Below are 20,256 nucleotides of genomic sequence, written 5' to 3'. Positions count from 1 at the left end.
CTGATCGATTTGAAGCGGGAGACGCGTCATGGCCGATTTCGGAGCCGACCTCGAGCTTGAGGACTTCCGCAAGGACGCCGCCGCCTGGCTGAAGGCCAACTTCCCCGCGACGCTCTCCGGCAAGGGCCAGCTGGCCATGAGCGAGCGCTCCGGCCAGAGCCCCGAACTCGCCCAGTGGCGCAAGGCCATCGGCGAGAAGGGCTGGGCCACGCCCACCTGGCCCGTCCAATACGGCGGCGGCGGCCTCTCGCCCGCCCAGGCTCGCGTGTTGCAGCAGGAAATGGCCAAGGCCGGCGCCTTCAACCCGCTCCTGTTCGGCATGGGCGTGACCATGATCGGCCCGACGATCCTCGACTACGGGACCGAGGCGCAGAAGGCCCAGCACATCCCGCCGATCGTGCGGGGCGAAGTGCAGTGGTGCGTCGGCTATTCCGAGCCCAACGCCGGCTCCGACCTCGCCTCGCTGCAGACCAAGGCCGTCGACGCCGGCGACCATTGGGTGATCAACGGCCAGAAGACCTGGACCAGCGGCGCGCAATATTCCGACTGGTGCGGCCTGCTCGCCCGCACCGACCCGTCGGCCAAGAAGCACGACGGCATCTCCTTCATGCTGGTGAACATGCGCCAGCCGGGAATCGAGACCCGGCCCATCGCGCTGATCGCCGGGGCCTCGCCGTTCTGCGAGACCTTCTTCACCGACGCGACCGCGCCGAAGGACGCGCTGCTGGGTCAGCTCAACGTCGGCTGGACCGTGGGCAAGCGCCTGCTGCAACACGAGCGCGCCAGCCAGACCGGCGCCATCGGCGGCGGCCGCCAGGCGCCGCTCAGCCAGATCGCGAAGAAGTATGTGGCGCTCGACGCGGACGGCCGCATCGCCGACCTCGACCTGCGCACCCGCCTCACCCGCCACGAGATGGACGCCAAGACCCACGCCCTGACGCTGGCGCGGGTCATGGCCGAGTCCAAGGAAGCCAACGGCGCGACGAACGGCGCCTCGGTGCTGAAGAACTCCGCCACCCACGTCGCCCAGACCCGCGCCGAGCTGACGCTCGAGATCATGGGCGCCCAGGGCCTGGGCTGGCAGGGCGACGACTTCAGCCGCGAGGAGATCGAGACCGTGCGCGGCTGGCTGTCGGGCAAGGCGATGTCGATCTACGGCGGCTCGGCCGAGATCCAGAACAACATCATCTCCAAGCGCATCCTGGGCCTGCCGGACAACACCCAGTCGACCTGAAAGAGCGGCCACAGACCCAAAAGCAAGAAAGGCCGCCCTTGCGGACGGCCTCTGCCGCTTCCTTTTTGACCGCGCAGGACCGAAATCCTGGGAAGCGCCGCGGGGCCCCTTGCCCCGGCGACCGGTTACCGACCGCCGTTGCACAATTTGTGCGCGCGGCTCTCGAGGCTGGCAAGCGGCAGGACGACGCAGCCGTACTGTTCCGCCCGGGCTGTAGCGGCGGCGCAACGCCGCGAAATGGCCCCATTGGGAACGAGCCCCGGCCACATCGCGCCGCTTTTCTCAAGCCGTCGGTCGACCGGCCTCCGGTCCGGACCTTGAACAGCCCCCCAGCCCGCCGAATTGGGCGCCGGTCGGCCGACACTTCCAGCCCCTTGAAGCGCCCCTGCCTGTCGCGCGCCCTATCGCGCCGGAGGCCGAGTCCGGCTAGAAGCCCGCCATGAGCGCCCTGCCCTCCAAGACCATGGCCGAAACCGCCGCCGAGTTCGGCCTCAGCGCCGCCGAATACGGCGTCATCGTGCAGCGCCTGAACCGCGAGCCGAACCACGTGGAGCTCGGCGTCTTCTCGGTCATGTGGTCCGAGCACTGCTCCTACAAATCCAGCAAGAACCAGCTGCGGAAATTCCCCGTCACCGGCCCCAAGGTGATCTGCGGCCCGGGCGAGAACGCCGGCGTCATCGACATCGGCGACGGCCCCGACGGGACGAAACTGGCCTGCATCTTCAAGATGGAGAGCCACAACCACCCCTCCTATATCGAGCCCTACCAGGGCGCGGCCACCGGGGTCGGCGGCATCATGCGCGATGTCTTCACCATGGGCGCGCGGCCGGTCGCTCTGCTGAACGCCCTACGGTTCGGCGACCCGAGCCATCCCAAGACCAAGCGCCTGGTCGGCGGCGTGGTCAGCGGCATCGGCGGCTACGGCAACTGCGTGGGCGTGCCGACCGTCGCCGGCGAGACCAACTTCCACCGCGGCTACGACGGCAACATCCTGGTCAACGCCATGTGCGTGGGTCTGGCCGACGCCGACAAGATCTTCTATTCCGCCGCGCCCGCCGCCGGCCTGTCGGTGGTCTATTTCGGCTCCAAGACCGGCCGCGACGGCATCCACGGCGCGACCATGGCGTCGGCGGAGTTCGACGACGCCTCCGACGAAAAGCGCCCGACCGTCCAGGTCGGCGACCCCTTCGCCGAGAAGCTCTTGATCGAGGCCACCCTGGAGCTGATGGCCTCCGGGGCCGTCGCCGCGATCCAGGACATGGGCGCGGCCGGCCTTACCTCCTCCTCGGTCGAGATGGCCGGCAAGGGCGGCGTCGGCGTCGAGCTCGACCTCGACTGCGTGCCCCAGCGCGAAGAGGGCATGAGCGCCTACGAGATGATGCTGTCGGAGAGCCAGGAGCGGATGCTGGCGATCCTCAAGCCCGGCCGCGAGCACGACGGCGAGCGGATCTTCGCCAAGTGGGGCCTGGACGCCGCCACCATCGGCAAGACCACCGACACCGGCCGCCTGGTCCTCAAGCACAAGGGCGAGATCGTCTGTGACGTGCCGCTGGCCCCGCTGTTCGACGACGCACCGCTCTATGACCGCCCCTGGACGCAGCCCGTCCTGCAGCCGCGGCTGACGGGCTCCGATATCCCGCCGACGGCCAATGTGGATGCTCCCGGTGAATGGGAAGCTGCTGTGCTCAAGCTGATGTCCTGCCCCGACATGGCGTCGAAGCGCTGGCTCTGGGAGCAGTACGACCGCCACGTCATGGCCGATACGCTTGAAGACAGCGCCACCGGCGCCGACGCCGGCATCGTGCGCGTCCATGGCACCAAGAAGGCGCTCGCCGTCACCTCCGACGTCACGCCCCGCTACGTCCAGAACGACCCCTACGAGGGCGGCAAGCAGGCCGTGGCCGAGGCCTGGCGCAACCTGACCGCGGTCGGCGCCACGCCCATCGCCATTACCGACAACCTGAACTTCGGCAATCCAGAACGCCCTGAGATCATGGGCCAGATCGTCCGCGCCATCGACGGCATGGCCGAGGCCTGCCGCGCCCTCGACTTCCCCGTCGTGAGCGGCAACGTAAGCCTCTACAACGAGACCAACGGCGCCGCCATTCCACCGACCCCGACCGTGGGCGCCGTGGGCCTGATCGAGGACTATTCAAAGCGAGCTGACTTCTCGTCGATGAAAGCCGGCGACCTGCTAATCCTGATCGGCGACGGCGCGGCCGAACTCGGCGCCTCGATGTATCTCCGAGAGATTCTGGGCCGCGAAGACGGCGCGCCGCCGCCGGTCGACCTCGATGAGGAGCGGAAAAACGGCGACTTCGTCCGCTCTCTCATTCAGGACGGCCTCGTTCGCACCGTCCACGATATCTCAGACGGAGGTCTGATCGCCGCCGCCGCGGAAATGGCGCTCGCCTCGAATGTTGGGATGACGTTGGGCTACGCCTATTGGGGCGTCGCCGAACTGTTTGGCGAAGACCAGGCGCGTTACCTCATCGCCGTTCCCGCCGCCGAGGCTGATGGGATATTCGACCGAGCACTGGCAGCCGATATCGATGCGCATCCGGTCGCCGACGTCGGTGGCGACAACCTTATCGTCGTGCACGACAGCGGAGCGGATCGCTTCAGCATCAGTCTGCAGCGCCTGCGCACCGCCCACGAGGGCTGGATGCCGGGCTTCATGGGCGCCTGATGACGAGCCGCGCCGCCGACCCCAACCTCATCGGCCAGCCGGGTTCCCGCGCCCTGATCCCCACGCCCGCGGCCGTCCTCGACCTCGACGCCTTCGACCGCAACGTCGCCAAGATGGCGGCCCGGGCCAAGGCAGCGGGCCTGGCGCTCCGTCCCCATTCCAAGTCACACAAGTGCTCGGCGGTCGCCCATCGCCAGATCGAAGCCGGCGCGGTCGGCATCTGCTGCGCCAAGCTCGCCGAGGCCGAGGCCATGGCCGCCGCGGGCGTCAGCGCGATCCTGGTCACATCGCCCATCGCCGGCGCCGCCCAGGCCGCGCGCGCCGCGGCGCTCGCCCAACAGGTGGCCGACTTCCGCATCGTCATCGACCACCCCGACGGCGCCGCCGAGCTGGCCGCCGCTTCGCAAGGTCCGATCCAGGTGCTGATCGACGTCGACCCCGGCATGGGCCGCAGCGGCGTACACGACGCCGCCCAGGCGGTGGCGGTGTTCCGCGCCATCGCCGCCCAGCCGAACCTGACCCTGCTCGGCGTCCAATGCTACGGCGGCCACTGGCAGCACATCGAAGGCGCAAACGCCCGCGCCGCCGCCGTCGCCGACGGCATGGCCTATCTCTCGGGCGTCATCGCGGCCCTGCGCGAAGCCGGCGCGAAGATCGGCGTGGTCACCGGCGGCGGCACCGGTTCCTTCGCCGCCGACGCCGCCCAGGGCGTGCTGACCGAAGTGCAGCCCGGCTCCTACGCCTTCATGGACCGCGACTACCGCGACGCGCTGAAGGCCGATCCCGACGGCGCCTTCGAACAGGCGCTGGCCATCGCCGCCACCGTGATCAGCGCCAACCACCCACAGTGGGTGACCGTCGACGCGGGCCTCAAGGCCTTCGCCACCGACGGCCCCCTGCCCGTCGCGCTGACGCCCAAGTTCGCCGAGGCCGCCTACCGCTTCTTCGGCGACGAGCACGGCCGGCTGATGCGCCCGGACGGTGAGGCGGTCGCCCGCGGCGAGCGCGTGGACTTCGTCCCGCCGCACATCGACCCGACGCTGGACCGCTACGACGTCATCCATTTCGTGCGCGGCGATACGCTGGTCGAGATCGCCCCGGTCGAGGCCCGCGGCGCCTCGCAGTAGCGCCGTCCAACTGCGGAGCCACGCCCCATGAAGGCCTATCGGTTCGACAGCTTCGATAACCTGGACGCCCTGCGCCAGCGCGAGGAGGCCGATCCCCGACCCCAGCGCGGCGAGGTCCTGGTCCGTGTTCGCGCGGTCTCGCTGAACTTCCGCGATATCGCCATGGTGCTCGGCCGCTATCCCCGCGCCTGCCGTCCCGGCCTGATCCCGGCCAGCGACGCCGCCGGCGAGGTGATCGAGGTCGGTGAAGGCGTCACGGCCTTCAGGCCCGGCGACAGGGTCATGGGCGCCTTCCACCCGCGCTGGTTCGGCGGCGAGATGCCCTCGACCATTCTCGCCGACAGCTACGGCGCCGAGAACGACGGCTGGCTCGCCCAGCTGAAGGCCGTCAGCCAGGAGGCGATCGTCCGCCTGCCGGATGGCCTGTCCTACGAAGAGGGCTCGACCCTGCCCTGCGCGGGCCTCACCGCCTGGAACGCGCTCACCGGGGCCACGCCGATCCGCGCCGGCCATTCGGTGCTGATCCAGGGCTCCGGCGGCGTCTCGATCTTCGCCCTGCAACTCGCCCGCATGGTCGGCGCGACGGTGATCGCCACCACCTCCAGCGCTGGCAAGGTCGAGCGGCTGAAGGCCCTGGGCGCCGCCGCCGTGGTCAACTACGCCGACGACCCGGAGTGGGGCAAGGCCGTGCGCAAGCTCGCCGGCGGCCGCGGTGTGGACCGGGTTGTCGAGGTCGGCGGGCCAGGCACGATCGGCCAGTCGCTGCGCGCCGTGGCCCTGGGCGGCGAGATCGTCTCCGTCGGCTTCCTGAGCACCGACAACCCCGGCATCGACTTCTTTGCGCTGAAGGCCAGCGGCGCCTCGATCCGCAACGTCGCCGTCGGCGACCGCGCGGGCCTGATCGAGATGACCCGCGCCATCGCGATGACCGGCCTCAAGCCGGTGATCGACCGCGTCTTCGACTTCGACGCCGCCCGCGAGGCCTTCGCCTATCTCGAAACCGGCGCCCAGTTCGGCAAGATCGTGATCCGGGTCTGAGCGTCAGGCCCCGATCGTCGCTAGTCGTCGGCCGAATTGCGCGGCGCGCGCGGGACGCTGGAGGCCAGTTCGACGTGCAGGTGCGCGCCTTGCGGGCCGTGGGCGCGCTCGGCGAGCACACGGAAGGCGCCGCCGGCGTTCTGCTTCAGCTTGGCCGCGGCCTCGGCCGTCGACAGATGGGCGACCACCGCGTCATAGGCCTGCGGCGCCTCCGGCCCGCCCACCGAATGCTTCGAGGTGCGGCCCGGCGCGACCGTCCCCGCGCCCTGGCGCCGCAGCGCATCCTCCTGGGCCTTGGTGCGGTAGCCGCTGGTCTGGCGCCAGCGTCCGGGACCGAACACCCGGTCCATGGTCGCGGAGAAGTCACCGGCCGGCGCCTGTGACGCCGGCACGGGCTTGGGATGGAAGCGCGCATAGTCGGCGTCGGCCGAGACGACCTCGATCTGGGCGTGGGCTGCCGTCACTAGCCCGCCGAGCGCCAATGCGGCGGCAAGTCCTGTCGCACGAAACCTCATCGCGCCAGTTTAGCCGCGACAGGCTTTCCAGACCGTTCAACGGACTTGAGAAAGCCGCGCAGACGGCGCTTGGCGGCGCCGCCAAGCTTGTTAGGGTCGCATCCAGCCCGCTCGCAAAGGATGCCCCGTGCGCCCGATCCTCCTCGCCGCCGCCATCGCCGCCCTGCCGCTCACGGCGCTTTCCGCCGAACCGACCAAGGACACCAGCGCCTGGTGGGGCCACATCAAGGTTCTGGCCTCCAACGGCTACGAAGGCCGCCTGACCGGCAGCCCCGGCTACATGAAGGCCGCGCGCTATGTGGCGGCCAAGTTCAAGGCCGCGGGCCTGAAGCCCGGCGGCGACAAGGGGACCTACTTCCAGTCGGTCGGCTATCTCGAGGAGAACGTCGACGCCGCCCACTCGACCGTCGCCCTGGTCGATGCCGGGAAGGCCACGCCGCTGGCGGTCGGGCCGGACCTGATCCTGGGCTCCCGCGACGCCCAACCGGCGACCGTCGAGGCGCCGCTGGTGTTCATCGGCTACGGCCTGCACCTGCCCGAGGCCGGCTACGACGACTTCGCCGGCCAGGACCTGAAGGGCAAGATCGTGGTGATCCTGGGCGGCGGGCCCGACACGCTCTCGGCGGCGCTGAAGTCGCACGCCTCATCGACCGAGCTCCCCAAAGCCATCGAGGCGGCGGGCGCGGTGGGCGTGGTGCGCCTGCTGAACCCCAAGGCCATGGACATCCCCTGGCCGCGGATGATCGGCAACTCCAGTCAGCCCGGCATGCGGCTGGCGGCGCCCGACCTGCAAACCTACCACGGCCCGATGTTCGCCGCTCAGGTGAACCCGGAGAGCGCCCAGAAGCTGTTCGCCAAGTCCGGCCATACCTACGCCGAACTGCTGGCGCTGGCTGACGCCCATAAGCCCCTGCCCCGCTTCGCGCTCAACCAGTCGCTGAAGGCCAGCGTGGTCACGCAGACCCACGCCATCGCCTCGCCCAATGTCGTCGGCGTGCTGCCGGGCTCCGACCCCACGCTCAAGGCGCAGTACGTCGTGGTCTCCGCCCACCTCGATCACCTGGGCGTCGGCGAGCCGATCCAGGGCGACAAGGTCTATCACGGCGCCATGGACAACGCCGCCGGCGTCGCGGCGATGATCGAGACCGCCAAGGCGCTGCACGCCACCCACGCGCACCCCAAGCGCTCCATCGTCTTCGTGGCCATCGCCGGCGAGGAAAAGGGGCTGCTGGGCTCCAAGGCCTTCGCCGAGCATCCGACGGTGAAGAAGTCTTCCATCGTCGCGGACATCAACATGGACGAGTTTCTGCCGCTCTTCCCGCTGAAGCACCTGCTGATCCTGGGCGAGGGCGAAAGCACCCTGGGCGACGCCGCCCGCGAGGTGGCGGCGGCCCGCGGCTACGACACGCTTCCCGACCCCGCGCCCGACCGCAACATCTTCGTCCGCTCCGACCAGTACAGCTTCATCAAGACCGGGGTGCCGTCGGTGGCGCTGAAGGTCGAGGGCCTGCCGGGGTCGCCCGAGGCGCAGATGGACAAGGACTGGAACACCTACCGCTATCACGCGCCGCAGGACGACCTCAGCCAGCCGGTGGACCTGAAGTCGGCCGACGACTTCGACGCCTATCTGCTGGCGCTGCTCAACCACGTCGCCGACGCCAAGGCCCGGCCGGTCTGGCACAAGGACAGCTTCTTCGCCCGCTTCGCCACCAGCCCGACGGCGGTCGGAAGCTAGGCGGCGCGGGCCGCCTGCAAGGCGTGGGCGTTGATGATCGCCGGGATCAGGCCGGGGAAACGGCCCTCGATCTCGGCGCAGCGCGAGATGTTGCGCATCTCGACGCCTTGGCGCTCGGAGCGGATCAGGCCGGCCTCGCGCAGCACCTTGAAGTGATGCGACAGCGATGATTTGGGGACCGGCTTGTCGTTGACTTGCGCGAAGGCCGAACAGGTCTGGGCGCACGCGGCGCCGGCGATGTTGGTGAAGATCGCCACGCGCACGGGGTCGGACAGGGCATGCAGGATGCCCTCCAACTGAACGTCTTCGATCGCGGGGTGCGCCAGCGGTCTCATAATTTTCAAGTAGGAGGACTTGAAGCTAAGTTCAATAGTTCCATTTATCCGAACCATGGAACGGAGACGGCGCGGAGACCGCGCTGCCGGATCGCTCCCAGGCTCTTGAAGGAACCGAACCCATGAACCAGCTCACCGCCACCCGTCCCGTCGCCGTCAATGGCCTGAAGCTTGAAGGCAAGGTCGCCGTCGTCACCGGAGCCTCCAAGGGCATCGGCGCCGCCGTCGCCAAGGCGCTCGCCGCCCAGGGCGCGTCCGTGGTCGTCAACTACGCCTCCAGTCAGGCCGGCGCCGACGCGGTCGTCGAGGCCATCACCGCCGCGGGCGGCAAGGCGGTCGCGGCCCACGGCGACGTCTCCAAGGCGGCCGAGGCGCAAGGCATCATCGACGCCGCCGTCGCCGCCTACGGGCGCCTCGACATCCTGGTCAACAATTCGGGCGTCTATGAGTTCGGGGCGCTCGACGCGATCACCGAGGACCACTTCCACAGGATGTTCAATATCAACGTCCTGGGCCTGCTGCTCACCACCCAGGCGGCGGCCAAGCACCTGGGCGAAGGCGCCAGCGTGATCAACATCGGCTCGGCCGTCACCAGCCTCTTCCCGCCGGACTCAGCGGTCTACACCGGCACCAAGGGCGCGGTGGACGCGATCACCGGCGTACTGGCCGTGGAGCTCGGCCCGCGGAAGATCCGCGTCAACTCCGTGAACCCTGGCATCGTCGAGACCGAAGGCTCCCACGCTCAGGGCTTCATCGGGTCCGACTTCGAAAAAGCCATCGTCGCGCAGACTCCGCTGGGCCGCGCGGGTCAGCCGGACGACATCGCCGACGTGGTGGTCTTCCTCGCGTCCAACGACGCCAAGTGGCTGAGCGGCGAACATCTGTCGGCCAGCGGCGGCCTGCGCTGATCCCCCAGCCAGGGAACGCCCGGCTATCACAGCCTCCCCTGCCGCGCCCGCGGTGGGGGAGGTTCCTCTATGAAAGGGCCCGCTGCAGCAGATCGAGCGCCGCCGCCGTGAAGGCGGTCATGTTAGCGGCCCGGTCGCTCTCACCGGTCTCGATGGTCACGGCCATCTCCATCGGGCCGGAGATGGCGATGCAGGTGTGGCCGGCGGCGTCGCCGTAGCCGTTGCCGGTCGGGCCCGCCGCGCCGGTCTCCGACAGGCCCCAGGTCGCGCCGAACCGTTCGCGCGCCGTGCGCGCCAGCAGCAGCGCGTAGGGTTCGCTCGCCGAGCGCATCCCGGCCACCGCCTCGCGCGGCAGGTCCATCAGCACCATCCGCGCCTTGCCGGTGTAGACCACCGCGCCACCCAGGTAATATTTCGACGCCCCCGGCACGCCCAGCAGCGCCGCCGAGATCAACCCGCCGGACGAACTCTCGGCCACCGCCACGGTTTCGCCCCGCGCCTTCAGCCGCTCGCCCAGCGCATTGGCCAGCTCGTCCACATCGGCCACGGCCGTCTCCTTTTTCTTGGCGCTGGGCGGCTTCGGCGCCCATGATGGCGCCCATAAGAACACGCCATTTCCCGGGAGGATATTTCATGGACGCCCAATCGCAGTGGACGGGCCTGGACGCGGGGCGCCTGGAGCGCATCGGCGAGCATCTGGAGCGCAACTACATCGGTCCGCAGAAGATCGCCGGCTGCCAGGTGAACGTCGCCCGCCACGGCCACCTCGCCTATTCGAAATCCTTCGGCAGCATGGACCTGGCCCGCGGCAAACCCACCGCCGACGACACCATCTACCGCATCTATTCCATGACCAAGCCGATCACCTCGGTGGCGCTCATGACGCTGTACGAGAAGGGCTATTTCCAGCTCAACGATCCGGTCAGCCGCTATGTGCCGTCCTGGAAGAACCACCGCGTCTGGCTCAGCGGCGAAGGCGGCGGCATGCAGACCGAGGCTCCGGCGCGGCCGGTCAGCTTCCGCGACGTGCTCTCGCACCAGGCGGGCCTGACCTATGGCGGCGGCCTGCCGGGTGTCGGCATTCAGCATCCGATCGACAGGATCTACCGCGACCTGAAGATCCGCTCGGCGGGCGGCGCGGACTCCATGCAGGAATTCCTCGACAAGCTCAGCCACGTGCCGCTGCGCTATCAGCCGGGTCAGGCCTGGATGTATTCGCTGGCCACCGACGTCTGCGGCGCCCTGGTGGAGGTGATCTCCGGCGTCCCCTTCGCCCAATATCTGCAGGAGAACATCTTCGCGCCGCTGGGCATGAAGGACACTGCCTTCCAGGTCGCGCCGGACAAGGTCGACCGCTTCGCCGCCAACTATCAGCGCGGACCCGACAAGACGCTGAAGCTGATCGACGATCCGGCGACCAGCGACTTCACCAAGGAGCCGGGCTTCAAGTCCGGCGGCGGCGGCCTGACCGGCACGTCGGCCGACTACCTGCGCTTCTGCGAGATGCTGCGCCGGGGCGGCGAACTCGACGGCGCGCGCATCCTGGGCCCGCGCACGCTCGAGGTGATGCACATGAACCACCTGGCCGGCGGCAAGGACCTGACCCAGCTCGCCATCGGCGGTTTCTCGGAGACCGCCAACGAGGGCGTGGGCTTCGGCCTGGGTTTCGCAACGACCTTGGGCCAGGTGCAGACCGGGACGCTCGGCGTCGGCGACTACTATTGGGGCGGCGCGGCCTCGACGATCTTCTGGGTCGACCCCAAGGAGGACCTCTCGGTGGTCTTCATGACCCAGCTGATGCCGTCGGGCACCTTCAACTTCCGCGGCCAGCTGAAGAGCATCATCTACGCCTCGATCATCGACTGACGCCGGGCGCCGCCCTGCTGACATGAAGCTGTCAGCAGCGGTTTCGTATGTCCCGTCTCCAACCTGGGGATAGGACCATGAACGCCATCGTGATGATCAAGGACGGCCGCCGCGACTTCGACTTCCTGCACGGCGACTGGCGGGTCGCGCACCGTATGCTCAAGCGCCGCGGCGCCCACTGCGAGGACTGGCTGGAGTTCGAGGGGACCAGCTGCAACCGCCCGCTGATGGGCGGCCTCTGCAACGTCGAGGAGGCCGACCTGCCGGCGCGCCACAGCCAGGGCGTCGCCTTCCGCACCTTCGACATCGCAAGGCGCACCTGGTCGATCTACTGGGTCAGCAGCATCGACGGCATGATGGGCGAGCCGGTGCACGGCCGCTTCGAGAACGGCGAGGGCCGCTTCTACGGCGTCGACCTGGACGACGGGCGCTGCGTGCGCGTGGTATTCGTCTGGGACCAGATCACCGCGTCTTCGGCCCGCTGGACCCAGGCCTTTTCCTATGACGAGGGGCTGACCTGGGAGACGAACTGGATCATGCAGTTCACCCGCGCCTGACCATAAGGGCTTCGATGAACGCACAGCTCCTGTCGCTCGCCTCGCTGTTCGCGGTCTGCCTCGCGACCAGCATCGTGCCGGGCCCGAACAACTTCATGCTGATGCGGTTCGGCATGCGGCACGGGCGCGCGACGGCGCTGGCGTCCGGCTTCGGCGCGACGCTGGGCTGCATCGTCTGGTGCCTGCTGGCCGCGCTCGGCCTGGCGGCGCTGTTGGCCGCGGCGCCCTGGCTCTATAAGGCCTTGCGGATCGGCGGCGGCCTCTACCTCGTCTGGTTCGCCATCGCGCTCTGGCGGACCAAGCCGGACGCGGGCGACCCGACCGGCGAGCCAGCCCCGCTCGGCTGGCAGGCCGCCTTCTGGCAGGGCTTCGCCATCAACATGACCAATCCGAAGTCGATCCTGTTCTTCGCCAGCATCTTCTCGGCCTACGTCGGCCCGAACACGCCCGCCTGGGCCCATGTGGCGGCGGTCGCGATCTGCGTGGCCACCTGCCTGGGCTGGCAGATCGCCATGGCCTGGCTGTTCTCCACCAGGCGCGCCGCCGACGCCTACGCCCGCGCCCAGCGCCCCCTGGACCGCGCGTCCGGGGCGATCATGGGCGCCTTTGGCCTCAGCCTTCTCTGGGTCTTCGATTGAGCTTGGTCAGCGGGGGCGCTAAGCCAGCGCCATGCCCATCGCCCAGCCCCAACTCGAAGCCATCCTCCGCGAAGGCTTTCCCGACGCGCAGATCGTGATCGAGGACCTTGCCGGCGACGGCGACCACTACAAGGCCCGCATCGTCTCCACCGCCTTCGCCGGCCTGCCGCGCGTGCGCCAGCACCAGCTGGTCTATGCGGCGCTGAAAGGAAAGATGGGCGGCGAACTCCATGCGCTGGCCCTCGAGACCAGCGCTCCGGCTTGACCCGCCAATACTTGACCCGGGCGGGCCTCGTCCCTAGCTCTGGGCCTACAGATTTGCGCCGAAGGGCCATCCGATGACCGAGACCACCTCCGCCGACCCGATTCACGACTTCATCGCCAGCGCCGTGGCCGACCATGCCGTCGTGCTGTTCATGAAGGGCGTCCCGGAACAGCCGCAGTGCGGCTTCTCCGCCGTCTGCGTGCAGATCCTCGACCACCTGGGCGCCGACTTCGTGGGCGTCAACGTCCTGCAGAACGACGCGCTGCGCCAAGGCATCAAGGACTTCTCCGACTGGCCGACCATCCCGCAGCTCTATGTGAAGGGCGAGTTCGTCGGCGGCGCCGACATCGTGCGCGAGATGTACATGAACGGCGAGCTGGCGTCGCTGCTGCGCGACAAGGGCATCGAATTCAAGGAATAAGCGCCCGGCCGCAAATGCGGCCGGTTAGTAAGGCGAAGGGCGATGCACCGGTTGCGGCGGCATCGCCCTTTCCGTTTTGACGCGATCAAACATCGGGCTGTCACGCGGCGGTAAGACGCAGACGCTACCTTGCAACGGTTCGTTAACCACAACCGTCAAGGGAGCCTGCAATGTCACGTCGAGGAATCAGCGGCGTCGTGGCCACAGCCGCGATGCTCGCCACGCTTTCGACGCACGTTGCCCATGCCGAGAGCCTTTTGGGCCCCGGAACTGTCGATCGCGTGCTGATAATCAGCATCGACGGCATGCACGCCATCGACTTCGCGAATTGCAGCAAAGGCGTTTCGCCGATCGATGGCGGCACACCCTACTGCCCGCACCTGGCCAGTCTCGCCCAGCGCGGCGTTGCCTATCAGCAGGCGACCACCTCGCGCCCGTCCGACTCCTTCCCGGGGCTGACCGCGATCGTCACCGGCGGCTCTCCCCGTTCGACCGGGGCGTTCTATGACGTCAGCTACGACCGTTCGCTGTCGCCACCGGCCAAGACCACGCCCTACGGCATCGTCGGCGGTGCCGACCTCTGCCCGAAAGTCGTCGGCACCCAGATCGGCTTCGACGAAGAAATCGATGTCAACCTGACACGGATCGATGCCGGCGGCGGCATCGATCCCGGCTTCCTGCCGCGCGACCCGAGGAATCATTGCGCACCGGTCTATCCGCACAGCTTCATTCGGGTGAACACACTGTTCGAGGTGGTGAAGGCCGCCGGTGGCTACACCGCCTGGTCGGACAAGCATCAGTCCTATGAACTGGTGAAGGGCCGCAGCGGCCTGGGGGTGGATGATTTCTATGCCCCGGAAATCAATTCGATACCGGTTTCGCTGCCCCAGGTCACCCTGACGGCTTGCAACCCACTGCCGGATCAAACCGCCGTCGCCAGCAGCAATGCCTGGACCGACAGTTTCGCCAATATCCGCTGCTACGACAGTCTCAAGGTCCAGGCGATCTTGAGCGAGATCAACGGTCGCCGCCATGATGGCATCGGCTCTGCTCCGGTACCGACCGTGTTCGGCATGAATTTTCAAGCGGTCAGTGTCGGTCAGAAGCTGATTGAGAAGAGCGTCGGCATGACTGGCGGCTATACCGACCCCTATGGGGTGCCGACGACCCCGCTGCTCGACGAAATCAAATTTGTCGACCATTCGATTGGCCTGATGGTCGAAGCCCTCAGGGCGCGTAGCCTGCTCGACCACACGCTCATCATCATCAGCGCAAAACATGGCCAGTCGCCGACCGATCCGAAGCGCGTGCAGCGCATCCCGGCCGACAACGCCAGCCTGGCGCCGCCCTCGTCGATCCTCAGCCCGAAGGGCGTCGGTCCGGGCTTCCCAGTCGTTCAAGCGCTCGAGGATGACGTCTCGCTGATCTGGCTCAGCGAGAATAATCTGACCCAGACCGCCGGCAACGTCGCCCTGCTCGAGGCGCACGCGAACCAGATTGGAGCGGGTGGCGGTCAGATCTATGCCGGCCCGACGCTCAATCTCCTATTCAACGACCCGGCCATCGATCCGCGCACGCCGAACATCATCGTCACCCCGAATGTCGGCGTCATCTACACGGGCGGCACCAAGAAGTTGGCGGAGCATGGCGGCTTTGCCCATGACGACACCAATGTCATGCTGCTGGTCGCCCATCCGTCCCTGGCTGCGGCGACGATCAGCACGCCCGTCGCCACCACCCAGATCGCACCGACCGTGCTCGCCGCTCTTGGCCTCGACCCCAGTTCGCTTGATGCCGTCCGCAAAGAGGGCACGGCGATCCTGCCGGCACTTGGTCACTAGCACCGTTAGATCGGGGCAGTTCCCTTTGGTCGAGGCGATCCGCAGACCGCGGATCGCCTCATCCCGGCCCGGGGTGGTCGGATACCGCCTAATCGCCTGAAAGCGGAACGACCATCACCTTGTCGACGCGGTGGCCGTCCATGTCGACCACCTCGAAGCGCCAGCTGTCGACCGTGGTGTGGTCGGCGACGCGCGGCACGCGCTTCATCTGCGCCATCAGGAAGCCGCCCAGCGTGTGGAAATCGCCGCTGTCTTCCTCGGGCAGGTTCTTGATGCCGAGCGCGTCCTTGACGTCGTCGACCGGCGTCAGCCCATCAATCAGCCAGGTGCCGTCCTCGCGCCGGACGATGCCCTGCTCCCCCGGCTCGCCCAGCTCGGCGATGTCGCCGACCAGTGCCTGCAGGATGTCGTGCAGGGTCACCAGCCCGTCGAAATCGCCGTATTCGTCAACGATCAGGGCCAGCGGCTCGCCCGACTTCCGCAGCGTCTCCAGCAGCTTCAGGGCCGGGACCGTGTTCGGTACGTAGAGCGGCGGGCGGATCAGCGCGCGCAGGTCGATCGGCTGGCCTGAGAGTGCCGCCGCCAGCAGATCCTTGACCTGCAGAATGCCGACCACGTTCTCCGGCCCGCCCTCGACCACCGGGAAACGCGACAGGTCCGACGCCTTGACCTTGGCCAGATTGTCCTCGAGCCCATCTTCCAGGTCGAGCAGCTCGACCTGGGTACGCGGCGTCATGATCGCATCGACATGGCGGTCGCCAAGCCGCAGCGCCATCTGCACGATCGAGGATTCGGCCTCGTGGAACTCGCCGGCCGCCGCCCCCTCGCGCATCATCAGGTTGATCTCCTCGTCGGTCACCGGCGCCGAGGAACTCGTCGAGACCGGCAGCAGCTTCAGAACGAGGTCGGTCGCGCCGCTCAGGAACCATTCCGCCGGCGAGACGACGATGGTGACCACCGTCATGAAGCGCGCGAGGAACGTCGAGATCGCCTCGGGATGGGCGATGGCGATGCGCTTCGGCACCAGTTCGCCGACGACGATGGTCATGAACGAGATGGTGATCACGATCAGGCCGACGGCGAGCGCGTGGGCATAGTCGGCGAGCGCCGGAATCTGTTCGATCGTGGCCGCCAGCGGGATCGCGAAGCTGTCGCCGCCGATGGTCGAGACGCTGACGCCGATCAGCGTGATGCCGATGGAAACGGTCGAGAGAAACCGGCCTGACTTGTCCAAGAGGGCCAGCGCCGCGACCGCGCCACGGTTGCCGTTGTTGGCCGCCGCCTGCAGCCTGGTCTTGCGCGACCCGACGAGCGCCAGCTCCGCCATGGCGAAAACGCCATTCAGCAGAATGAGGAAGAGGAGGAGGATGATTTCGATCAGCATGTCCGGTCGGACGATCATAGCACGGGCTACCGTTCCGTTCGACCGAGCTCAAGCCGTTCGCCCATAAAAGAAAAGCCGCCCCGAAGGGCGGCTTTCCGAGATCGGTCGACCGGGCCGGAGCCGATTAGCGCGAGTAGAACTCGACCACCAGGTTCGGTTCCATCTGCACCGGGTACGGCACGTCGGCGAGCTTCGGCGCGCGGACGTACTTGCCCTTGAGCGCAGCAGCGTCGACTTCGTGGTAGGTCGCGAAATCACGCTCGCCCGAGGCAACCGCCTCGAGGACCAGCGCCATCTGCTTGGACTTGTTGCGCACCTCGACGGTGTCGCCGTCCTTGACCTGGTAGGAGGCGATGTTGACGCGCTTGCCGTTCACGGTCACATGGCCGTGGTTGACGAACTGACGGGCAGCGAACACGGTCGGGACGAACTTCATGCGGTACACGACCGCGTCCAGACGGCGCTCCAGCAGCTCGATCAGGTTCTCGCCCGTGTCGCCACGGCGACGGACGGCTTCGTCATACAGGCGGCGGAACTGGCGCTCGCCGATGTTGCCGTAATAGCCCTTGAGCTTCTGCTTGGCCATCAGCTGCGTGCCGTAGTCGGTCGGCTTCTTGCGGCGCTGACCATGCTGGCCCGGACCATATTCGCGGCGGTTGAGCGGGCTCTTGGCCCGGCCCCACAGATTCACGCCGAGGCGGCGATTGATCTTGTACTTGGATTCTTGACGCTTGCTCATGGCACTCTCTTTTGGCCTCCCGCTTCGGGATGGCCTTTTGTCCCGGTAGTCCCGCATCAGACCTGCCCTCAGGCCATGCGGGCGGGGCGTCCTCAGATTTCGAGAACCCCGCATTCCCGGGAATGGGAAGGCGCGGAATATACGGCCTCCCCGGCCGCTGTCAACCGATCGAGCCTGGATGCATGGCCGATGCGCGGCCGACGGGGCCGGAAATGCCGGCCGCGTCCTTTCAGAAGGTCGCCGGTTGGGGTAATCGAAGGCCATGCCGATCGACGGGCTAGTCACCAATCTCCGGGAACCTGCGCTGCGCGAGATCGTCCGCTTGTGGGACGAGGCGCGCGGTGGGCGGCGATTTCCGGCCTGGCGCGACATCGACCCGGTCAAGCTGGCCCCGCACCTGCCGATCCTGTGGGCCTGGCGCTGGGACGAGACGCGCGGAACCTTCATCGGGCGTCTCGCCGGCGAGGCGATCCTCGACGCCATGGGCCCGGGCTTCCGCGGCAGCCGGATCGAGGATTACTTCGCCGGTCGCAATGCCGAGACCTTCATGGCCCGCTATCGCCGCATTCTCGACGAGCCGGCGGCAATGGTGAACAGCGGTTTCGTGTTCTCGCTGATCGGCGGCTCCGGGATCGGCGAGCGCGTTGCCCTGCCGCTGGCCGATGACGGCGAACATCCCGACGGCGTGTTCGGCGCCACGATCTACCGTGTGACCGGCGAGCGCCTGGCCCGCTACCGGGTCACGGTCGCGAGCGGGCGGGAGACGGTCAGGTTCTTTCCGCTCTAAGCGCCGCCGCCTCGCTTCCTGCTCTGCACCAGCGCCGCGACGACGCCGTGCAGGGTCTTCACGTCCTGCTCGGTCAGGTTCGCGCGGGTCAGCAGGTTGCGCAGATTACGGATGGTATGGCCGCGCCGTTCCGGCGGGTGAAAGAAGCCGCCGGTCTCCAGCTCCGCCTCCAGATGCGCGAACAAATGCACCATGTCGCCATGGGTCGCCGGCGTCGAGATCGCCGGGACGATCTCGTCCGGCATCGGCTCCGCCGTGCGCTTGCGCCATTCCCAGCCGATCAGCAGCACCGCCTGGGCGAGATTGAGCGAGGTGAAGCCGGGATTGAGCGGAAAGGTCACGGCCGCGTCGGCGAGCGCCACCTGGTCGTTGGTCAGGCCCGAGCGCTCGCGCCCGAACAGCACGCCGCAGCGGCCGCCCTGCGCCATCTCGGCGATCATCCGGTCCGCCGCCTTGTCGGGCGACAGCACCGGCTTCACCATGTCCCTGAGCCGGGCGGTCGTGGCATAGACGTGATGGAGGTCGGCGATCGCCGCCTCGACCGTGTCGAACACGCGCGCACCGTCGATCACCACGTCGGCACCGGCCGCCGCCGCGCGCGCCGGCTCCGACGGCCAGCCGTCGCGCGGATCGACCAGCCGCAGATCGGTCAGGCCGCAATTGAGCATGGCCCGCGCCACGGCGCCGATATTCTCGCCGAGCTGCGGCTCGCACAGGATGACGGCAAGACCTTCGGCGGCCATCTCAGACCTCCGCGCGCCGCCAGATCGTGCCGTTCGGCCCGTCTTCGAGCGCGATGCCGGCGTCGGTCAGTTCCTTGCGCAACCGATCGGCCTCGGCGAAATTCCGCTCGGCCCGGGCCGCGATGCGCGCCGCGATCAGCCGTTCGACCTCGGCATCGTCGAGCCCGCCGGCACCGGCCGGCCGCCAGCGGAACCAGGCCTCCGGGTCCTGCTCCAGCAGGCCCAGCACCTCGCCGCTCGCCAGCAGCGCGCCCTTGGCGGCCGCCTTGGCCGGAAGGGTCTTGGCCTTGTTGAGCTCGGTCGCGAGCTCGTGCAGCACGGCCTGGGCCTGGGGCGTATTAAGGTCATCCGACAGCGACGCCATCACCGGCACTTCGTCCGGATAGGCGGGGTCGACATCGGTGACGGCACGCAGTGCGCCATAGAACCGGTCGAGGGCACCCTTGGCCTCGCGCACCCGCTCGTCATTCCATTCGAGCGGCTCGCGATACTGCGCCGACAGCATGGCATAGCGCAGCGCCTCGCCCGGGAACCGCTCCAAGAGCGCATGCACCGTCTCGATATTGCCAAGCGACTTCGACATCTTCTCGCCGCCAAGGTCGAGAAACGCGTTGTGCATCCAGACATTGACGAACGGCCGGCCGTCGTGGGCGCACAGGCTCTGCGCCCGCTCGTTCTCGTGATGCGGGAAGATCAGGTCGACGCCGCCGCCATGAATGTCGAACGTCTCGCCCAGGTGCTTTTCGGCCATCGCCGAGCATTCGATATGCCAGCCGGGACGGCCACGGCCCCAGGGGCTGTCCCAGCCCGGCTCGCCATCCTTGGCCGGCTTCCACAGCACGAAATCGGCCGGCGCCTGCTTATAGGGCGCCACTTCGACCCGGGCGCCGGCGATCATATCGTCGAGATTGCGGCCCGACAGCGCGCCATAGTCGGCCATCGAGGCGACGGCGAACAGCACATGGCCCTCGGCCGCATAGGCGTGGCCCTTCGCGATCAGGTCTTCGATCATCGCGATCATGTCGCCGATATGCTCGGTCGCGCGCGGGGTCAGGGTGGGAACCAGCGCGCCAACGGCGGCCATATCCTTGTCGTACTGAACCGCGGTCCGCTCGGTCACCTCGCGGATGGTCTCGCCGCTCGCCGCCGCCGCCGCGATGATCTTGTCGTCCACATCGGTGATGTTGCGGGCGTAGGTGACGTGCTCGGCACCATAGATCTCGCGCAGCACGCGGAACAGCAGGTCGAACACGATGACCGGCCGGGCATTGCCGATGTGGGCATAGGAATAGACCGTCGGTCCGCAGACATACATGCGGACGTTCGACGGGTCGATCGGCCGGAAGTCTTCCTTGCGGCGGGTGGCGGTATTGTAGAGAGCGAGCGGCACGGGCGCTTCTTTCTGAGCGAGACGGCAAATTCGAAGGGTTTATG

General features: G+C 68.0%; 20 protein-coding genes. 13 read left to right on the top strand and 7 right to left on the bottom strand.

What is annotated here, in order from left to right; translation table 11 throughout:
• Nucleotides 1-28: 28 nt before the first annotated feature.
• The 4 genes from VKQ35_RS07420 to VKQ35_RS07405 all read left to right on the top strand — a co-directional run bounded on the left by VKQ35_RS07420 (nt 29) and on the right by VKQ35_RS07405 (nt 6,088).
• Nucleotides 29-1,234, top strand: a complete 1,206-nt coding sequence (locus tag VKQ35_RS07420) for an acyl-CoA dehydrogenase family protein (RefSeq protein WP_324360090.1) — start codon at nt 29-31, stop codon at nt 1,232-1,234.
• A 439-nt stretch (nt 1,235-1,673) separates the two neighbouring features.
• Entirely contained in the window at nt 1,674-3,923 is a 2,250-nt protein-coding gene (gene purL, locus VKQ35_RS07415; RefSeq protein ID WP_324360088.1) for a phosphoribosylformylglycinamidine synthase subunit PurL, read from the top strand.
• Entirely contained in the window at nt 3,923-5,050 is a 1,128-nt protein-coding gene (locus VKQ35_RS07410) for an alanine racemase (protein WP_324360086.1), read from the top strand. The genes purL and VKQ35_RS07410 overlap by 1 nt, the downstream gene beginning before the upstream one ends.
• 27 nt (nt 5,051-5,077) lie before the next feature.
• Nucleotides 5,078-6,088: an NAD(P)-dependent alcohol dehydrogenase gene (locus tag VKQ35_RS07405; protein WP_324360084.1), complete on the top strand. Its 1,011-nt coding sequence runs from the start codon at nt 5,078-5,080 to the stop codon at nt 6,086-6,088.
• Nucleotides 6,089-6,108: 20 nt separating this feature from the next.
• On the opposite strand, the gene VKQ35_RS07400 is transcribed toward VKQ35_RS07405, so the two are convergent.
• On the bottom strand, nt 6,109-6,552 hold the full coding sequence (locus VKQ35_RS07400; protein WP_324360082.1) for a hypothetical protein: 444 nt from the start codon (nt 6,550-6,552) through the stop codon (nt 6,109-6,111).
• Between the two features lie 178 nt (nt 6,553-6,730).
• Here VKQ35_RS07400 and VKQ35_RS07395 point away from each other — a divergent pair, with 178 nt between their 5' ends.
• The gene (locus VKQ35_RS07395) at nt 6,731-8,338 is read left to right on the top strand and encodes a M28 family metallopeptidase (protein ID WP_324360080.1); all 1,608 of its coding nucleotides are present in this window, start codon (nt 6,731-6,733) and stop codon (nt 8,336-8,338) included.
• Here the strand turns inward: VKQ35_RS07395 and VKQ35_RS07390 are convergent.
• Nucleotides 8,335-8,673, bottom strand: coding sequence for a helix-turn-helix domain-containing protein (locus VKQ35_RS07390; RefSeq protein WP_324360078.1), 339 nt, complete (start codon nt 8,671-8,673; stop codon nt 8,335-8,337). The genes VKQ35_RS07395 and VKQ35_RS07390 overlap by 4 nt on opposite strands.
• A gap of 122 nt (nt 8,674-8,795) precedes the next feature.
• Here VKQ35_RS07390 and VKQ35_RS07385 point away from each other — a divergent pair, with 122 nt between their 5' ends.
• Nucleotides 8,796-9,581: a glucose 1-dehydrogenase gene (locus tag VKQ35_RS07385; protein ID WP_324360076.1), complete on the top strand. Its 786-nt coding sequence runs from the start codon at nt 8,796-8,798 to the stop codon at nt 9,579-9,581.
• A 67-nt stretch (nt 9,582-9,648) separates the two neighbouring features.
• On the opposite strand, the gene VKQ35_RS07380 is transcribed toward VKQ35_RS07385, so the two are convergent.
• On the bottom strand, nt 9,649-10,128 hold the full coding sequence (locus tag VKQ35_RS07380) for a CinA family protein (RefSeq protein ID WP_324360074.1): 480 nt from the start codon (nt 10,126-10,128) through the stop codon (nt 9,649-9,651).
• 86 nt (nt 10,129-10,214) lie between these two features.
• Here VKQ35_RS07380 and VKQ35_RS07375 point away from each other — a divergent pair, with 86 nt between their 5' ends.
• The 6 genes from VKQ35_RS07375 to VKQ35_RS07350 all read left to right on the top strand — a co-directional run bounded on the left by VKQ35_RS07375 (nt 10,215) and on the right by VKQ35_RS07350 (nt 15,169).
• Nucleotides 10,215-11,447 (top strand): serine hydrolase domain-containing protein, encoded by a 1,233-nt coding sequence (locus VKQ35_RS07375; protein ID WP_324360072.1) that lies wholly within the window; start codon nt 10,215-10,217, stop codon nt 11,445-11,447.
• Nucleotides 11,448-11,524: 77 nt separating this feature from the next.
• A complete protein-coding gene (locus VKQ35_RS07370) occupies nt 11,525-12,004 on the top strand; it encodes a DUF1579 domain-containing protein (RefSeq protein WP_324360070.1) in 480 nt (159 codons plus the stop codon).
• A 14-nt stretch (nt 12,005-12,018) separates the two neighbouring features.
• On the top strand, nt 12,019-12,642 hold the full coding sequence (locus VKQ35_RS07365; RefSeq protein ID WP_324360068.1) for a LysE family translocator: 624 nt from the start codon (nt 12,019-12,021) through the stop codon (nt 12,640-12,642).
• Between the two features lie 31 nt (nt 12,643-12,673).
• On the top strand, nt 12,674-12,907 hold the full coding sequence (locus tag VKQ35_RS07360; protein ID WP_324360066.1) for a BolA family transcriptional regulator: 234 nt from the start codon (nt 12,674-12,676) through the stop codon (nt 12,905-12,907).
• A 73-nt stretch (nt 12,908-12,980) separates the two neighbouring features.
• On the top strand, nt 12,981-13,328 hold the full coding sequence (gene grxD / locus VKQ35_RS07355) for a Grx4 family monothiol glutaredoxin (RefSeq protein WP_324360064.1): 348 nt from the start codon (nt 12,981-12,983) through the stop codon (nt 13,326-13,328).
• Nucleotides 13,329-13,525: 197 nt separating this feature from the next.
• Complete coding sequence (locus tag VKQ35_RS07350; RefSeq protein ID WP_324360062.1) at nt 13,526-15,169, top strand: alkaline phosphatase family protein; 1,644 nt, start codon at nt 13,526-13,528, stop codon at nt 15,167-15,169.
• A gap of 88 nt (nt 15,170-15,257) precedes the next feature.
• Here VKQ35_RS07350 and VKQ35_RS07345 read toward each other — a convergent pair whose 3' ends face one another.
• A complete protein-coding gene (locus VKQ35_RS07345) occupies nt 15,258-16,571 on the bottom strand; it encodes a hemolysin family protein (protein ID WP_324360060.1) in 1,314 nt (437 codons plus the stop codon).
• Between the two features lie 106 nt (nt 16,572-16,677).
• Nucleotides 16,678-17,292, bottom strand: a complete 615-nt coding sequence (gene rpsD, locus VKQ35_RS07340) for a 30S ribosomal protein S4 (RefSeq protein ID WP_324360058.1) — start codon at nt 17,290-17,292, stop codon at nt 16,678-16,680.
• 262 nt (nt 17,293-17,554) lie between these two features.
• Between rpsD and VKQ35_RS07335 the strand changes: the two genes are divergently transcribed.
• Nucleotides 17,555-18,079 carry a PAS domain-containing protein gene (locus VKQ35_RS07335; RefSeq protein WP_324360056.1) on the top strand — a complete coding sequence of 175 codons (525 nt, stop codon included), beginning with the start codon at nt 17,555-17,557 and terminating at the stop codon, nt 18,077-18,079.
• Here the strand turns inward: VKQ35_RS07335 and VKQ35_RS07330 are convergent.
• Together VKQ35_RS07330 and cysS are read right to left on the bottom strand one after the other, a co-directional pair.
• The gene (locus VKQ35_RS07330; protein ID WP_324360054.1) at nt 18,076-18,822 is read right to left on the bottom strand and encodes an RNA methyltransferase; all 747 of its coding nucleotides are present in this window, start codon (nt 18,820-18,822) and stop codon (nt 18,076-18,078) included. The genes VKQ35_RS07335 and VKQ35_RS07330 overlap by 4 nt on opposite strands.
• Nucleotide 18,823: 1 nt before the next feature.
• A complete protein-coding gene (gene cysS / locus VKQ35_RS07325; RefSeq protein ID WP_324360052.1) occupies nt 18,824-20,212 on the bottom strand; it encodes a cysteine--tRNA ligase in 1,389 nt (462 codons plus the stop codon).
• Between the last annotated feature and the right edge of the window lie 44 nt (nt 20,213-20,256).

This window comes from Phenylobacterium sp. (assembly GCF_035309685.1).
GTDB lineage: Bacteria > Pseudomonadota > Alphaproteobacteria > Caulobacterales > Caulobacteraceae > Phenylobacterium.
The sequence above is the reverse complement of the archived record's forward strand: the minus strand, read 5'-3'. Positions and strand labels throughout refer to the sequence as shown.

Bases quoted from the DNA above. Each gene is read 5' to 3' on its own strand.
- VKQ35_RS07330 (WP_324360054.1), bottom strand. From the start codon at position 18,822: ATGGCCGCCGAAGGTCTTGCCGTCATCCTGTGCGAGCCGCAGCTCGGC.
- VKQ35_RS07420 (WP_324360090.1), top strand. From the start codon at position 29: ATGGCCGATTTCGGAGCCGACCTCGAGCTTGAGGACTTCCGCAAGGAC.
- VKQ35_RS07370 (WP_324360070.1), top strand. From the start codon at position 11,525: ATGAACGCCATCGTGATGATCAAGGACGGCCGCCGCGACTTCGACTTC.
- rpsD (WP_324360058.1), bottom strand. From the start codon at position 17,292: ATGAGCAAGCGTCAAGAATCCAAGTACAAGATCAATCGCCGCCTCGGC.
- VKQ35_RS07405 (WP_324360084.1), top strand. From the start codon at position 5,078: ATGAAGGCCTATCGGTTCGACAGCTTCGATAACCTGGACGCCCTGCGC.
- purL (WP_324360088.1), top strand. From the start codon at position 1,674: ATGAGCGCCCTGCCCTCCAAGACCATGGCCGAAACCGCCGCCGAGTTC.
- VKQ35_RS07345 (WP_324360060.1), bottom strand. From the start codon at position 16,571: ATGATCGTCCGACCGGACATGCTGATCGAAATCATCCTCCTCCTCTTC.
- VKQ35_RS07335 (WP_324360056.1), top strand. From the start codon at position 17,555: ATGCCGATCGACGGGCTAGTCACCAATCTCCGGGAACCTGCGCTGCGC.
- grxD (WP_324360064.1), top strand. From the start codon at position 12,981: ATGACCGAGACCACCTCCGCCGACCCGATTCACGACTTCATCGCCAGC.
- VKQ35_RS07365 (WP_324360068.1), top strand. From the start codon at position 12,019: ATGAACGCACAGCTCCTGTCGCTCGCCTCGCTGTTCGCGGTCTGCCTC.
- VKQ35_RS07360 (WP_324360066.1), top strand. From the start codon at position 12,674: ATGCCCATCGCCCAGCCCCAACTCGAAGCCATCCTCCGCGAAGGCTTT.
- VKQ35_RS07385 (WP_324360076.1), top strand. From the start codon at position 8,796: ATGAACCAGCTCACCGCCACCCGTCCCGTCGCCGTCAATGGCCTGAAG.
- VKQ35_RS07410 (WP_324360086.1), top strand. From the start codon at position 3,923: ATGACGAGCCGCGCCGCCGACCCCAACCTCATCGGCCAGCCGGGTTCC.
- VKQ35_RS07390 (WP_324360078.1), bottom strand. From the start codon at position 8,673: ATGAGACCGCTGGCGCACCCCGCGATCGAAGACGTTCAGTTGGAGGGC.
- VKQ35_RS07375 (WP_324360072.1), top strand. From the start codon at position 10,215: ATGGACGCCCAATCGCAGTGGACGGGCCTGGACGCGGGGCGCCTGGAG.